Genomic DNA, 15031 nt, shown 5'->3' with positions numbered 1-15031 from the left:
GTTTTGTTAGCCTTTTTCAATTTTGTTGAAAGAGGCAATTAACCCTTGAATCAGCGATGAACTAAAGCCTTTGTGTTCCATCTCATTCAGCCCGGTAATGGTGATTCCGCGAGGGGTGGTCACTTTATCGATTTCCTGCTCCGGATGACGGCCCGAATCAAGGATTAATCCAGTTGCACCTTTTACTGTTTGAGCTGTAATAAACTGAGCCATTTCAGCGCCGAACCCGATTTCGATACCGCCCTGCATGGCAGCCCGCATGTAGCGAAGTGCAAAAGCAATTCCGCACGATGCCAGAACTGTTGCCGCAGCCATCAAATCTTCAGTTATTATTGTTGTTTGACCAAGCTGGTTAAAAATGTGCAAAACCAAATTACGTAATTCTTCCGATTTTACATTGGTTGAAATCAAGGTCATCGATTCCTGAATGGCAATAGCTGTGTTTGGCATTGCCCTGAAAATCTGAACATCAGAACCCGCAACTTCTTCCAATTTCTGGAGCCCAACTCCTGCTACGAGAGAAATGAGAATTTGATTCGAATTTAGAACAGGTTTAATTTCCTGAATGATTTCAAGAACCTGATACGGCTTGATAGCAAGAATAATAATATCTGCATTTTTTGAGGCTTCAACATTGTCGTTGGTAATTTTTACGCCTTGCTCCTGAAGTTTTTCAAGCAGATTTAACCGACGACGGGTGACTGTAATTGCTGAAGGCTGAATTTGTTTCGATTTAATTAAACCGAACGCAATTGCCCCACCTAAATTTCCTCCACCTATAATCGTAATTTTCTGGTCAATCATTTTATAAAATTTAGTTATCCAAGCGTTTCAGTCAATGCTTCAAGGAAGACATTGGCTTGTTCCTTGGTCAAAGTTAGCGGTGAAAGTAGTCTTATTGTATTTGCTCCACTTACGCCGGTAAAAATATGATGTTTTTTTAATAAAACATGACGAATGTCATTAATTTGTTGATCAAATTCGAGCCCAATCATCAACCCAAGTCCCCGAACTTCCTTAATTCCTGAAAAGGATTTAAGTTTATTGATCAGATATTCACCAACTTCTGCGGCATTTTCGACCAGCTTTTCGTTCTCCATTATTTCCAGAACAGCCAGACTTGCAGCACAGGCCAGGTAATTTCCGCCGAAAGTGGTTCCCAACATACCGTACCAAGGTTTGATTTCAGGAGCAATCAACAGACCACCTACCGGAAATCCGTTGCCCATTCCTTTGGCTACAGTAATTAAATCAGGTTTTACTGTGGTGTACTGGTGCGCGAAGAATTTTCCACTGCGTCCGTATCCCGATTGTATTTCGTCCAAAATCAGCAATGCTCCGTATTGTTTGCACAGTTTCTCGGCCTGAACCAAAAAGCCTTCAGCAGGAACGTGAATTCCACCAATTCCCTGAATACCTTCTATAATTACACCGGCAATTTCATTGGTTTTTAGCTGTTCTTCCAGTAATTCCAGGTTATTGAATGGAATAATAACGGCGTTGGATGTTTCGTTGATCGGAGCTACCAGTTTAGGATTGTCGGTTACAGCCACAGCGGCCGAAGTGCGCCCGTGGAACCCTTTTTTGAAGCTCACTATCTTTTTGCGGCCTGTCACAAAAGACGCCAGTTTCAGCGCATTTTCGTTGGCTTCGGCTCCTGAATTGACCAGAAAAAGCTGGTAATCGGGATAGCCAGAAACTTGTCCAAGCTTTTCGGCCAGCTCTTTTTGCTGAGGAACCTGCACCGAATTGGAATAAAAACCAATTTGGTTTAATTGGTTGGTCAGTCTTTTGATGTAATGTGGATGCGAATGTCCTACCGAAATTACAGCATGACCGCCGTATAAATCAAGGTATTTAATACCGTTTTCGTCCGACATGTAACAACCTTCTCCTTTAACGGGAGTGATATCTTGTAATGGATATACGTCGAATAAATTCATAATAAAAATGTTACGAGTTTCGTGTTACGAGTTTCGTGTTACGAGTTTCGTGTTGGGGTTTAACTCGTAACCCGCAACCCGTAACCCGTAACAATTATTTTAAAATGCCACCGCTTTCAAATTTAAGCCTAGCGTTTCTTCGAGGCCAAAAATCAGGTTCATATTCTGAACGGCCTGTCCGGAGGCACCTTTCAGCAGATTATCGGTTACCGAAAGGATCATCAGTTTATTGCCATGTTTTTCGAGGTAAACTATCGCTTTGTTGGTGTTTACCACTTGTTTTAAATCGGGATTGGTCTGGCTCACAAATACAAACGGATGTGACGCATAATAATCCTGATATAGCTTGACGGCTTCTTCTAAAGAACCGTCAAATTTGGTGTAAACAGAGGCAAAGATGCCTCGGGTATGATTTCCCCGGACGGGAATGAAATTGATATCAAAATTGAAGTTTGGCTGAAGTTGTTTGAAACTTTGGCCAATTTCGCCCAAATGCTGATGCTCGAACGCTTTATAAACCGATACATTGTTGTTTCTCCAACTGAAATGCGAGGTTTGGCTTGGTGCTTGTCCTGCTCCGGTTGAACCAGTAATGGCATTGACATGCAGTTCATCTTTAATTAAACCAGCGGCAGCCAAAGGCAGAACGGCCAGTTGAATTCCGGTCGCAAAACATCCCGGGTTAGCAATGCGGTTCGACTTCCGGATTAATTCGCGGTTCAATTCAGGCAAACCATAAACGAATTCGTTTCCTTCGCGCTTTAACCTGAAATCGTGGCTCAAATCGATGATTTTTACATTTTCAGGAATTGTATTTTTCTGGAGAAATTCCTTCGATTTTCCATGCCCCATGCAGAAAAAAGCCACGTCGATCAGTGAGAAATCTGCTTCGGCTACAAATTTAATGTCGGTGTCACCCAGCAAATCGGTATGAACGTCTGACAGTAAATTGCCTCCATTGCTGCCGCTTTGAACAAAAGTCAACTCAGCCTGCGGATGGTTCAGCAAAATCCTGATCAATTCACCGGCTGTATATCCGGCGCCACCTATTATTCCTACTTTGATCATTTCAATTTATTGTGTTGTTCGACCCTATCTGGGGTCGTATATTGGTAGAAAACTACATTCCATCTATAATCCTGCGACCCCGTCGGGGTCGAATCATCATTTAAAATGAATGGTTCACTGAATTGTGAATCTTCAGCGAAGTTGAAAGCACTTTAGTAAAGCCTTTCACATCGTCGGCAGTCCAGGCAGAGTTTTTCTCGCCATATTCACCAAATTCAGAGCGCATTAAATCGTGATCTGATTCAACACCAACCAGAACAAAATTGTAAGGTTTTAATTTCACAATCACTTTTCCGGTAACGGTTTGCTGCGAATTTTCGAGGAATTTCTCGATGTCGCGCATTACTGGTTCAAAATACAAAGCTTCGTGAAGGAACATTCCGTACCAGTTGCCCAGTTGTTCTTTCCAGTATTGCTGCCATTTGGTGAGTGTGTGTTTTTCGAGCATCTGGTGTGCTTTTATCGCGATAATTGGCGCAGCGGCTTCAAAACCTACGCGGCCTTTTATCCCGATAATCGTGTCGCCAATGTGCATATCACGGCCAACAGCGTATGGAGATGCTACAGCTTCCAAGGCACGAATTGCATTTACCGGATTTTCGAAAATCTCGCCATTCACACCTTTTAATTCGCCAGCAATATAATCGAGCGTAATTTCTTTTTCTTCGGTTTCGGTCAATTGCGATGGATAAGCTTCTTCAGGAAGAGTTTTGTTCGATTTCAGGGTTTCTTTTCCACCGATACTTGTTCCCCATAGTCCTTTGTTGATGGAGTAATCCATCTTTTTCCAGTCGGCTTCAACGCCATGCGCTTTCAGGTAATCAATTTCTTCCTGACGGCTGAGTTCGAGGTCGCGGGTAGGAGTGAGGATACCGATTTCAGGAGCCAAAATCTGGAAGGTTAAATCGAAACGAACCTGATCATTTCCTGCGCCGGTACTTCCGTGAGCTACATATTTGGCGCCAATTTGCTTGGCATATTCAATAATGGCAATGGCCTGAAATACACGCTCAGAACTTACCGATATGGGATAGGTATTGTTTCGGAGAACATTTCCGAAAACCATGTATTTGATACTTTTTTCGTAATAGGTGTCGGTGACATCTAAAGCAACATGTTTGACTGCCCCAAGATTGTAGGCTTTTTTCTCAATGGCATCCAGTTCTGCCTGACTGAATCCGCCAGTGTTTGCAATGGCAGTGTAAACTTCCAGATTTTTTTCTACCGACAGGTATTTGGCGCAATACGAAGTATCTAAACCTCCGCTAAATGCTAAAACTACTTTTTCTTTCATGACTATATTTTAAAGCCCCCTCCAAACTTCCCCCTAAAGGGGAGGCTTAAAAAAAGCAAAGTTTTGAATTTACGAGAATAACCATCCGTTTTGTGGTCAATAACTTAAAAAATGAAAAATTTTCGACCTTCTTTTGGTTGAGTTCCGTTCTTATTTGGTTTTAATTTATTGATGATATCGAGCAACGTTCCTTTAATTGCCCAGCCACCATTTTGCTTTTTTTCTTCGGGTTTCTTGGCCTGTTCCCATGCCGGATCGAATAACATTCCTGTACAAAGACATTTGCTTCTGCCTGTACGCTCCAGAATATCGTGATTCACACAACTTTTGCATCCGTTCCAGAAAACATCATCGTCAGTCAATTCCGAAAAAGTAACCGGACGGTAGCCCAATTCATGATTAATCTTCATTACAGCCAAGCCAGTAGTCAGCCCAAAGATTTTGGAGTTGGGGTACAGCTGTCTTGAAAGAGAAAATGCTTTACGTTTGATTTCAGTTGCAAGTCCGATTCCCCTGAATTCTTTCACGACGATCAATCCCGAGTTGGCCACAAAGCTTTTGGCGCCCCATGTTTCTACGTAACAGAATCCGGCAAAAGTTACGCCGTTTTCGAGGGCAATAATCGCCTTGCCTTGTAGCATTTTGTCGGCAATGTATTCGTGTGTACGACGGGCAATACCGGTTCCGCGCTCTTTTGAAGCAATATCGATGGCATCGTTCACCTCGTCAACATATTTGAGGTGCTCTTCAGTGGCCACGAAAACTTGAATATTTTTTAAATCTTTCATTTTTGTTGTTGATAAATTTTTGTTTTCAGGAATTTCAAAATCCTCACAAATCTTTTTCTTTCCTGTATTTTGTTTTTAATAGTTGACTTTCTTGTTAACTGCTATCTCTTTCTTAACCCAGTTTATCTTCCAGTTTTGGCATAATCAAAATCAGACTGTTGATCATGTCGCTTTGCGTAACTCCTTCGCGCATGATGAGCAGTATGGTATCGTCGCCGGCAATGGTTCCTATGATTTCGTATGGCTCGGCATTGTCGATTACAACAGCAATACTACTAGCGTAACCAGGCATCGTTTTTATTACTGCCATATTTCCGGAGAACTGCAAATCGCGAAACCCATCGGCCAGGAAATTGATGCGCGAATTTTCACGTTGATTTTCGGTATTTGCACCCTCAGGAATAACATATACATAGCCCAAAGCCTGATCGGAGACTTTTGCAACTTTCAAAATTTTTAAATCCCGCGATAAGGTTGCCTGAGTCAATTCATAACCCTGATCTTTCATGATGTGCAAAAGCTCATCCTGACTGCTGATCCGGCCATTAAGAATTGCCTGTTTAATGGCAAGCTGTCTTTTTGTGCGATTCTTCATTTTGAATATTTATACATTTCTGATGCAAAAATATGCAAAAATATTAATTGCAAGCTTTTTTTTCAGAAAATAATATCTATTTTTGTAGCAGAATTAAAACACACAAACGAATTGAAACTTGAAAAGTATCGGGTTGAAAATCCGAAGATACATAGGAAAGAAGTTTGTTTACGAAATAACAACCATGCGTTTGCCCTACAGCCGTAGCCAAACGCATTTTTTTTAATATTTAGCATTGCAACGATGACACAACTTAGAAAAGTCAGATTGATTCTTGAAGACGGGACAACTTTTGAAGGAAAGTCGTTCGGATATGAAAAGTCGGTAGCTGGAGAAGTCGTTTTTTACACCGCTATGACTGGTTATCCGGAAAGTTTAACAGATCCTTCATATACGGGCCAGATCCTTGTCTCAACCTTCCCATTGATTGGAAATTATGGTGTGCCAAGTGACTCGAAAGAGGAAAATCTGTATGAATTTTATGAGTCAAACAAGATTCACATTACGGGTTTAATTGTTTCGGATTATTCGTTTGAATATAGCCACTGGAACGCCATCAAGAGTCTGGGCGATTGGCTGAAAGAGCAAAAAGTGCCTGGTTTATTTGGAATCGATACCCGTGCGCTGACCAAGATTATCCGTGTAAAAGGTTCATTGCTTGGCAAAATTGAGTTCGACGATGAGGTGATCGATTTTTACGATCCGAATCAGGAAAATCTGGTTGCGATTGCAAGCACTGATAAAGTCGAAGTCTATGGAAATGGAGAGCACCGCATCGTTCTGGTTGACTGTGGAGTGAAATACAACATCATTCGCTGTTTGATCAAACGAAATGCAACTGTAATCGTTGTGCCTTGGGATTACGATTTCAACAACGAAGATTTTGACGGTATCTTCCTTTCGAATGGTCCTGGCGACCCTGCTTTGTGCGATGCCACGGTTGAAAACATACGCAAAACGATGGATGCCGAAAAGCCAATCATGGGTATTTGCCTCGGAAACCAGTTGCTGGCACGTGCTGCCGGAGCTGAAACTTATAAGTTGAAATTTGGTCACCGAAGCCACAACCAACCGGTATTGTTGCAGGGAACCGACCGTTGTTTTATCACTTCGCAGAATCACGGATTTGCGGTTGATACCAAAACATTGCCTGCCGATTGGGAACCGCTGTTTACCAACGTAAACGATCAAACCAACGAAGGAATCCGCCACAAAACCAAACCGTTCTTCTCGACTCAGTTCCATCCTGAAGCCGCCAGCGGACCAGTTGACACCGAGTTTTTATTCGACGATTTCATGAATAATGTGATTGAATACAAAAAGAATAAGAAGTAAAAAGTCAGAAGACCGGAGTCAGAAGACCGGAGTCCGGAAAACCTGGAACTTGGAATTTGAAACTTGAAACTTTTCGAAACATGATAAATAAAGACATTAAAAAAGTAATCGTACTGGGGTCAGGAGCGCTGAAAATTGGTGAGGCCGGTGAGTTCGACTACTCTGGATCGCAGGCGCTGAAAGCCCTGAAGGAAGAGAATGTGGAAACCATTCTGATCAATCCGAATATTGCGACTATCCAGACTTCGGAAGACATTGCCGACCGGATTTATTTCCTTCCGGTAACTCCGTTTTTTGTGGAGCAGGTTATTGTAAAAGAAAAACCTGATGGCATTTTGCTGGCTTTTGGTGGACAAACTGCGCTGAATTGCGGCGTTGCACTTTTTAAAGGCGGAATTCTGGAAAAATACAATGTAAAAGTGGTTGGAACTCCGGTACAGTCGATTATCGATACCGAAGACCGTGAAATATTTGCTGGAAAACTGGCCGAAATCGATGTGAAAACTCCTCGAAGTATTGCCTGTTTGAATATGGAAGAAGCTTTCGCAGCGGTTAAAATTGTTGGCTATCCGATTATCATCCGGGCTGCCTATACGTTGGGTGGATTGGGAAGCGGTTTCTGTGCCAACGACGAAGAACTGGAATCGCTGGCATCAAAAGCATTCACGTATTCGCCTCAGATTTTGGTTGAAGAGTCTATCAAAGGCTGGAAAGAAGTTGAATACGAAGTTGTTCGCGACAGGTTCAACAACTGTATCACGGTGTGTAACATGGAAAACTTCGATCCGCTGGGAATTCATACCGGCGAAAGTATCGTGGTTGCTCCATCGCAAACCTTATCGAATTCAGAATACCACAAGTTGCGTGCACTGGCCATCAAGATTATCCGTCACATCGGAATCGTAGGCGAGTGTAACGTACAATATGCACTCGATCCGCACTCTGAAGATTACCGCGTGATTGAGGTAAACGCCCGTCTGTCGCGCTCTTCAGCGCTGGCATCGAAAGCAACTGGTTATCCACTGGCTTTTGTGGCTGCCAAATTAGGGCTGGGCTACGGCTTGCATCAACTGAATAATCAGGTAACCAAAGTGACTACAGCAGCTTTCGAGCCTGCACTCGACTATATTGTTTGTAAAATTCCACGCTGGGACTTAAATAAATTTTCCGGAGTATCGAAAAACCTTGGGAGTTCGATGAAGTCGGTGGGCGAAATCATGTCGATTGGTCGCTCTTTCGAAGAAGCCATTCAGAAAGGTATCCGGATGGTTGGAATCGGAATGCATGGTTTTGTAGCCAACAAAGAAGAAATTACTATTGAGCAGATTGATGAGGAACTGATTCACCCTACAGATCGCAGAATCTTCGCGATTGCCGAGGCTTTCAATAAAGGTTATTCGGTGGATGATATTTACGAAAAAACCAAGATCGACCGTTGGTTCCTGCAAAAATTACAGAACATTCATGTCACAAAAAATAAACTTGAAGCAGTAAATTCACTTCCTGCATTGGACGATTCATTATTGCTTCAGGCTAAAAAAGAAGGATATTCCGATTTCCAGATTGCCCGTTTGGTGCTGAAGTCGTCGAACAAAGCGATTAATCAGGATTTGCTTACGGTACGTGACTGGCGTAAAAGCAAAAACATTCTGCCTTCGGTTAAGCAAATTGATACGCTGGCAGGTGAATATCCGGCACAAACCAATTACCTGTACCTGACTTACAACGGAAACGAACACGATGTGGAATTTCAGCACGATGATAAATCGGTGATTGTTTTGGGTTCTGGCGCTTACCGTATCGGGAGTTCGGTTGAGTTCGACTGGTGTAGCGTAAATGCGATTACCACCATTCACAAAGAAGGTTACCGTTCAATCATGATCAATTACAATCCGGAGACTGTGAGTACTGATTACGATACTTGCGACCGGCTTTATTTTGACGAACTAACTTTCGAGCGAGTGATGGATATTGTTGATCTGGAAGCTCCTAAAGGCTTGGTACTCTCAATGGGAGGTCAAATTCCAAACAACCTCGCCATGAAATTGCACCGGCAGAATGTACCCATTTTGGGAACATCGCCATTGAATATCGACCGTGCCGAAGACCGCCAAAAATTCAGTTCGTTATGCGATAAAATTGGCATCGATCAGCCACGTTGGTCTGAATTAACAAGTATTGAAGACATTTACACGTTTGTTGATGAAGTAGGTTTCCCGGTGTTGATTCGTCCATCATATGTGCTTTCAGGAGCAGCAATGAACGTGGTTTCGAATAAAGATCAGTTGCAGCATTTCCTGACTTTGGCCGCCAATGTGTCGAAAGAACATCCGGTTGTGGTTTCAGAATTTATTGAGCAGGCGAAAGAAATCGAGATTGATGCCGTGGCTAAAAATGGCGAAGTGGTGGCTTATGCGATTTCGGAACACGTTGAATTTGCCGGAGTTCATTCGGGCGATGCAACCATCGTTTTTCCTCCGCAGAAATTATATGTTGAAACGATTCGTCGTATTAAAAAGATTGCACGTCAGATTGCCAAGGAACTCAACATTTCCGGGCCTTTCAACATGCAGCTGCTGGCAAAGGATAATGACATCAAAGTGATTGAATGTAATCTTCGGGCATCGCGTAGTTTCCCGTTTGTGTCGAAGGTGATGAAATACAACCTGATTGAAATTGCGACTCAGGTTATGCTCGATGCCCCGTTCCAGACTCCTGACAAATCGCTGTTCGAACTGGATTATGTGGGCGTGAAAGCCGCTCAATTCTCCTTTGCCCGTCTGCTGAATGCTGACCCCGTTTTGGGGGTTGACATGTCGTCGACCGGCGAAGTAGGTTGCATCGGTGAAAATTACTACGAAGCCATTTTGAAATCGATGCTTTCTGTTGGTTATTCCATTCCGAAGAAAAACATTCTGATTTCTTCGGGAGAAACCCGCTCGAAAATCGAATTGCTGGCAAGCGCCAGAATGTTGTCGGAACGCGGATTTAACCTTTTTGCAACTGGCGGAACACAGCAGTTCCTGGCTGATAACGGCATTGCATCGACTCGTTTGTACTGGCCTGACGAAACCGACAAACATCCGAATACACTGGAATACATCAAGGACAAGAAAATTGATCTGGTGATCAATATTCCGAAAGATCATACTACCCGTGAAATCACCAACGGATACACCATTCGCCGCAGTGCGATCGATTATAGCATTCCGCTCATCACCAATGCCCGTGTTGCAAGTGCGTTTATTTATGCTTTCTGCAAATACGGAATTGAAGATTTGTCGATTAAAAGCTGGGACGAATACAAAGATTAATTTATCACAGAATCCGTGTAGAGACGTTGCATGCAACGTCTCTACAAAACAAAATACAAAGGTCATCCTGAAAAATCGGGATGACCTTTTTTCTTTTATCGATTTCTGGGATTGATTCAAATTTTTATATTTCAGCTCCCTGTAAACTATTTGGTTTTGTTGTTGTTATCTGATTTAAGATGCCTTGCAAAGAACACGATTTTTTTTGTCAGATACTCTTAAAATGGATGCCTGACAACTGAATTATTTCTGCAACTCAGTTGGATTTTCTGAACTGGCTTTAAAGCCTGAAGAAAGCGAATTCCAAATGGATTCAGTACCGTTTGATAAACGGTAAACTCTCCGATAATCTTCAATATTTCCTCGCAATTATTCTATTTCGTCAACACAGAAATCTACATGAAGTATTTCAATGTTTTAAAAGCAAAGGAGAAAATCGTATGAAATCAAAAAAGACTTTAGCAGTTATTATTTGTTTAGTAAGCTTTTTATTTGTTTCAAATGCACAGCCATTGGCTGACATGGGCAAGGCCGAAAATGAAGCTTTGGCCCAGAAACTGGTCAACCAATGTGCGAATATTCACGAAGGTGAATTTGTTCTGGTATCGGGAGGCATGCGCGATTTGGAATTGTTGGAAGATATTGCGATCAATGTGGGTAAGAAAGGTGCTTATCCGATTTTGACCATCGGGAGCGACCGGTTGACGCGGCGGTGGGTTACGGAAGTGCCGGTAAAATATGATTCGCGAACTCCTGAACTTGATTTAAAACTATTTGGTTTTATCACTGCCGTAATCAGCGTGGACTATGGCGAAACCATCGGATTATTGTCTGATATTCCGGCTGAGAGATTTGTTGCAAGAGGCAAAGCTTATGAACCGGTGAATGATTTGGTCGCCAAGCGAAACGTAAAGGGCGTGAATTTAGGGAACGGACTTTATCCGACTGAACCCAGTGCCAGGCAGTTTGGCCTCACCTTAAAGGAGTTATCTGATTTGTTCTGGGAAGGCGTTAATGTAGATTACACCAAACTAGAAGCAACCGGAAAGTCGGTGCAGTCAACACTTGCTGGTGGAAATGAAGTTGTGCTGACTAACCCAAATGGAACCAACCTGAAATTGAACATTGAGAAACGGCAGGTTATTGTTAGCGATGGTGTTCTTTCGGTTGAAGACCTGAAGGGAGGGTATGCAACTTCGCAGGTTTTTCTTCCTGCGGGAGAGGCCTATGTATCGCCGGTTCCGGGCACTGCCGAAGGAACTGTTGTAGTTGACCGCCAATTCTTTCAGGATAAAGAAATTGTTGGACTTACCCTGACATTTAAAGCTGGTAAACTTATTTCCATGACAGCCAAATCGGGACTTGAGCCACTCCAGAAGATGTACGATGCAGCCGGGCCAGGTAAAGAAGATTTTGCTTTTATTGATTTGGGAATAAACCCGAACGTGACTTTAAAACCAGGCAGTAAACTGGTTGCCTGGATGCCGGCAGGCATGGTTACCATTGGTATTGGTAACAATGTATGGGCTGGTGGTGATAATAAATCTCCCTATTCAATGGCTTCTTTTTTGCCTGGAAGCACTTTGAAAGTGGATGGAAAGGTTCTTGTTGAAAATGGAGTATTGAAAAATTAATTGAAATTTGAATACAAAGGTCATCCTGATTTTAACTCGGGATGACCTTCTTTCTTTACGGACGATTCTTTTATTTTTTGCAAAATTGTCTTTGTATTCTATTCAAACTTCCTTTTGATGAACCATTTGTCCCAAAGATTAAAGCTGCAATTCAGTTTTATATAATCTTCTTTGACCAGATGAGCTGCTGTTGTTCCGCGAGTTCCCAGTTCGACTGAGAAATTCGCATAGCTTCGGTCTTTCCGGATTGGTATTCCGACACCAAACGTAATGGCTTGTTCATGTATCTGGTTGTTGTAAAGTTTCAGGTATCCGCTTTCGTAACGATATCCCATGCGATATTTAGTGGTTTGGCGGAAAGAACGCTGATCGTCTTTAGGCGAAAACTCCATACCAAACCGATAGCTGTTATTTGTCGTTAGCTTATTCGGATTATAATCTATCGTGGCATTTTTCCAGTTGCTTTGCTTTACATCAATCGTTGCAACCCATTTCGATCCATATAAATAGGAGATTCCTGCACCAACATCCAACGGAAGTTTCATCGAATTGGTTGATTTTACATCACTTGAAACGACTTCGGAGGTGCTGCTGTAAGTTTTTGTAATGGTTGTTGAAGTTTCGGCGTTTAATTTACTGCTAATACCTGCAATGCCGCCCAATATAATACTCGATTTTGAATTGACAGGAATGATGATTTGTGTTCCCAGATTAAAATAGCCACCAGAATAATACGTTTTATCTTCCTGAGCCAGTTCGTATGTCGTTGACGATACTCCAATGCTTTGGTTCATGGTTTGTGTAACATTGCCCCAAATGAAGCCGGTTTTTGCCCCAAACGATATATTTTTTGAAAGTTTCCACGCCAGCAGTGCGGCGGCCTCACTTAATCCTCCGGTGCCTTCATAAATTGACGGATACTTGATTGAAGTTCCTTCAATTGTTTTGGCGGAGTATATGCTGTAGCCAACGCTGCTTTTCGGGTTTAAACTAAATCCGCCAAATATTTTTTTTGTGATCGGGAAACCTATTTGAACCCAGCTTATGTTGCCATCAGTAACATTCACACTTTTGCTAGAGTTTTCCAGTTTGGTATATTTTAAATTGAACCCCATGTCGAGTAAAAAACTTTGAGGTTCGATGGTGGTAAGTGATGCTGGGTTTGCAGTATTCAGAAATAGGCTCGAACGTGTAGCAATTCCGGTTTGGCCCATGGCAGCGTTTCTTCCTCCGGATGACATTTCAAGTTCGCCAATCCCAAATCCGGAGTAGGGCGAACTGGTACTATTTTGAGCCAACAGCGTAATTCCGGGAAGTGTTGTCAGGAATAGGAATATTATTATTTTGAATTTCATTTCGGGTGTTTTTAGTTGTGATAGTAGTAAACATTAAGCTCTGGCGAATATTTCCCTGAATTTGCACCTCCCAGTATAACATGTTCCGCTGTTTTCTTTGCAGCCGACGATCCATAACCAATCATCAGCGAAAGGTTAGTTTCCAGTTCTTGCTGCAGTTCAGACTCAATAAACCCGCTGACATCAATTTCGTAGAAAACGGTCTCTTCCACATCTTTCTGTATCGTCAAATAGGCATACGCATAATTGGTACTACTGCCAGGTAAAGTAATTTGATTGATCAGCTTGTTTCGATGATCGGCACTATAAACATACATCGTGTCAGGTAAGAGGGTGGTGCTGCTGTATGTTCCTTTTATGGGATATAATCGCAATGTGGCTCCTACTAATGCCGAGTTCTTTCCAATCTTTAATAAATTATCGATATACGGAATTTTTATTTTAGTAAAGACCTGAATACCTGATTGTAAGAGTGTGTTTTTGTTGGTCAGTTTCGAACTACGTTCATTGTTCGTTTCCGAAATGCCATCAAGTAAGCTGTTTGATGAATCACCTGAGATTTGATTGAAGTAAATACCATCAGTTACAAATGAAAATTTGTAATATAGGTCATGTACATCATTGGGATTTGGGTCTTTATGATAGTACAACCTGATTTCAGGCTTTGTCTCGATAGTGCTTTTTGTAGTGCTTGTTTCATCTGTAGTTCCGGAGTCTGAAGTCCTGAAGCCAACTATTGCTCCTTTTACATTCGGTTCGCATTTGATTGCCAATCCGTTGAAGAATTTCAAAAATAAATCCTGTGTTGTAATCGTATCGTTTTTGCTTTTAATCATTTGTGCTAGTCGATTACCTAATTTGCTGGGCAGTTTTATGCTGACTTCTTTATGCGAATTGGGTTTCGGTTTCAGGTTAATCGTAGCCAATGGCGTTGGGTCGCATTTAAAATTGCTGGTTGTGTACAGATAAGTGTCTGTAAGTTCCATTTGTTCCTGAAGTTGATATACACTTAATGTTTGAGTTACTGTTGTATCTCCTGCATAATATGTGTTGTAATTCAGTACCAGCCTTAACGAATCGAAGACAAACTCGGTATCTTCAATCTCATCATCAAACTTCATGGTCAGGAATGAATTTGAACTTTTGTATCCTGAAAAATAGTTGTAATTACTCCCGACAAGAAAGCTGCCTGAAGAATTAGAGACGATAGAATCGTATTTGATTGATGAACTTTGGATGGTTAATGTATCGATCATCACAACTCCTGTTTGGTCTTTAATAAAGTTATCGCCCACCACAAAGTCTTCAACAGACGAAATGGAGCACGACACCGACAAAAACAGTATCAGCATTAAACTTAGAATTTGAATTGTTTTCATTCTGTTTTCCTATTAATTTATAAATGCAAGGATGAAGTCGGGCATTTTCTGATTCAATGGCTCAGAATTTTCCCATGGAACGACATTCATTCCAACTCATGGCTTTCTAATTTTCAGCGAATGTAACCGCGAAACTTAATTTTCAGAATTAAAATATACCGACTCCCCCAATTGGTCGATATAAACTTATTTCGAATTTTTGTAGCGTATTGTAATGTGTTTGTATATAGACTTTTATGAAATATTTTGCAGTTCTGTTGCATTTATTTTGTTCGACGAATCGGTTACGTAGATAAAAAAGGCCTATCCGTCGATTAATAGATTGC

11 protein-coding genes are annotated in these 15031 nt (G+C 41.8%); 3 read left to right on the top strand and 8 right to left on the bottom strand.

Annotated elements, in window-relative coordinates; translation table 11 throughout:
* Positions 1-6 precede the first annotated feature (6 nt).
* The 6 genes from proC to AQPE_RS02830 all read right to left on the bottom strand — a co-directional run bounded on the left by proC (position 7) and on the right by AQPE_RS02830 (position 5688).
* Positions 7-804: a pyrroline-5-carboxylate reductase gene (gene proC, locus AQPE_RS02855; protein ID WP_318349539.1), complete on the bottom strand. Its 798-nt coding sequence runs from the start codon at positions 802-804 to the stop codon at positions 7-9.
* A gap of 14 nt (positions 805-818) precedes the next feature.
* Positions 819-1943: an aspartate aminotransferase family protein gene (locus tag AQPE_RS02850; RefSeq protein ID WP_318349538.1), complete on the bottom strand. Its 1125-nt coding sequence runs from the start codon at positions 1941-1943 to the stop codon at positions 819-821.
* 99 nt (positions 1944-2042) lie between these two features.
* Positions 2043-3011 (bottom strand): N-acetyl-gamma-glutamyl-phosphate reductase, encoded by a 969-nt coding sequence (gene argC, locus AQPE_RS02845; RefSeq protein ID WP_318349537.1) that lies wholly within the window; start codon positions 3009-3011, stop codon positions 2043-2045.
* Between the two features lie 100 nt (positions 3012-3111).
* Positions 3112-4305 (bottom strand): argininosuccinate synthase, encoded by a 1194-nt coding sequence (locus AQPE_RS02840; RefSeq protein ID WP_318349536.1) that lies wholly within the window; start codon positions 4303-4305, stop codon positions 3112-3114.
* A 104-nt stretch (positions 4306-4409) separates the two neighbouring features.
* The gene (locus tag AQPE_RS02835) at positions 4410-5093 is read right to left on the bottom strand and encodes a GNAT family N-acetyltransferase (RefSeq protein WP_318349535.1); all 684 of its coding nucleotides are present in this window, start codon (positions 5091-5093) and stop codon (positions 4410-4412) included.
* A gap of 112 nt (positions 5094-5205) precedes the next feature.
* Positions 5206-5688 carry an arginine repressor gene (locus AQPE_RS02830; protein ID WP_318349534.1) on the bottom strand — a complete coding sequence of 161 codons (483 nt, stop codon included), beginning with the start codon at positions 5686-5688 and terminating at the stop codon, positions 5206-5208.
* A gap of 243 nt (positions 5689-5931) precedes the next feature.
* Between AQPE_RS02830 and carA the strand changes: the two genes are divergently transcribed.
* The 3 genes from carA (at position 5932) to AQPE_RS02815 (ending at position 11971) form a co-directional block, all read left to right on the top strand.
* Entirely contained in the window at positions 5932-7023 is a 1092-nt protein-coding gene (carA, locus tag AQPE_RS02825; RefSeq protein ID WP_318349533.1) for a glutamine-hydrolyzing carbamoyl-phosphate synthase small subunit, read from the top strand.
* Positions 7024-7103: 80 nt separating this feature from the next.
* Complete coding sequence (carB, locus tag AQPE_RS02820; protein ID WP_318349532.1) at positions 7104-10337, top strand: carbamoyl-phosphate synthase (glutamine-hydrolyzing) large subunit; 3234 nt, start codon at positions 7104-7106, stop codon at positions 10335-10337.
* Positions 10338-10777: 440 nt separating this feature from the next.
* Positions 10778-11971 carry an aminopeptidase gene (locus tag AQPE_RS02815; RefSeq protein ID WP_318349531.1) on the top strand — a complete coding sequence of 398 codons (1194 nt, stop codon included), beginning with the start codon at positions 10778-10780 and terminating at the stop codon, positions 11969-11971.
* A 98-nt stretch (positions 11972-12069) separates the two neighbouring features.
* Here AQPE_RS02815 and AQPE_RS02810 read toward each other — a convergent pair whose 3' ends face one another.
* Together AQPE_RS02810 and AQPE_RS02805 are read right to left on the bottom strand one after the other, a co-directional pair.
* Entirely contained in the window at positions 12070-13326 is a 1257-nt protein-coding gene (locus tag AQPE_RS02810; protein ID WP_318349530.1) for a hypothetical protein, read from the bottom strand.
* An 11-nt stretch (positions 13327-13337) separates the two neighbouring features.
* Entirely contained in the window at positions 13338-14705 is a 1368-nt protein-coding gene (locus tag AQPE_RS02805) for a DUF4270 family protein (RefSeq protein ID WP_318349529.1), read from the bottom strand.
* Positions 14706-15031 lie beyond the last annotated feature (326 nt).

Origin of the sequence: Aquipluma nitroreducens (assembly GCF_009689585.1) — a bacterium.
Lineage (GTDB): Bacteria > Bacteroidota > Bacteroidia > Bacteroidales > Prolixibacteraceae > Aquipluma > Aquipluma nitroreducens.
This window is presented reverse-complemented; position numbering and strand designations above follow the sequence as displayed.

Coding starts and splice junctions, on each gene's coding strand:
- proC (WP_318349539.1), bottom strand. CDS start 804: ATGATTGACCAGAAAATTACGATTATAGGTGGAGGAAATTTAGGTGGG.
- AQPE_RS02850 (WP_318349538.1), bottom strand. CDS start 1,943: ATGAATTTATTCGACGTATATCCATTACAAGATATCACTCCCGTTAAA.
- argC (WP_318349537.1), bottom strand. CDS start 3,011: ATGATCAAAGTAGGAATAATAGGTGGCGCCGGATATACAGCCGGTGAA.
- AQPE_RS02840 (WP_318349536.1), bottom strand. CDS start 4,305: ATGAAAGAAAAAGTAGTTTTAGCATTTAGCGGAGGTTTAGATACTTCG.
- AQPE_RS02835 (WP_318349535.1), bottom strand. CDS start 5,093: ATGAAAGATTTAAAAAATATTCAAGTTTTCGTGGCCACTGAAGAGCAC.
- AQPE_RS02830 (WP_318349534.1), bottom strand. CDS start 5,688: ATGAAGAATCGCACAAAAAGACAGCTTGCCATTAAACAGGCAATTCTT.
- carA (WP_318349533.1), top strand. CDS start 5,932: ATGACACAACTTAGAAAAGTCAGATTGATTCTTGAAGACGGGACAACT.
- carB (WP_318349532.1), top strand. CDS start 7,104: ATGATAAATAAAGACATTAAAAAAGTAATCGTACTGGGGTCAGGAGCG.
- AQPE_RS02815 (WP_318349531.1), top strand. CDS start 10,778: ATGAAATCAAAAAAGACTTTAGCAGTTATTATTTGTTTAGTAAGCTTT.
- AQPE_RS02810 (WP_318349530.1), bottom strand. CDS start 13,326: ATGAAATTCAAAATAATAATATTCCTATTCCTGACAACACTTCCCGGA.
- AQPE_RS02805 (WP_318349529.1), bottom strand. CDS start 14,705: ATGAAAACAATTCAAATTCTAAGTTTAATGCTGATACTGTTTTTGTCG.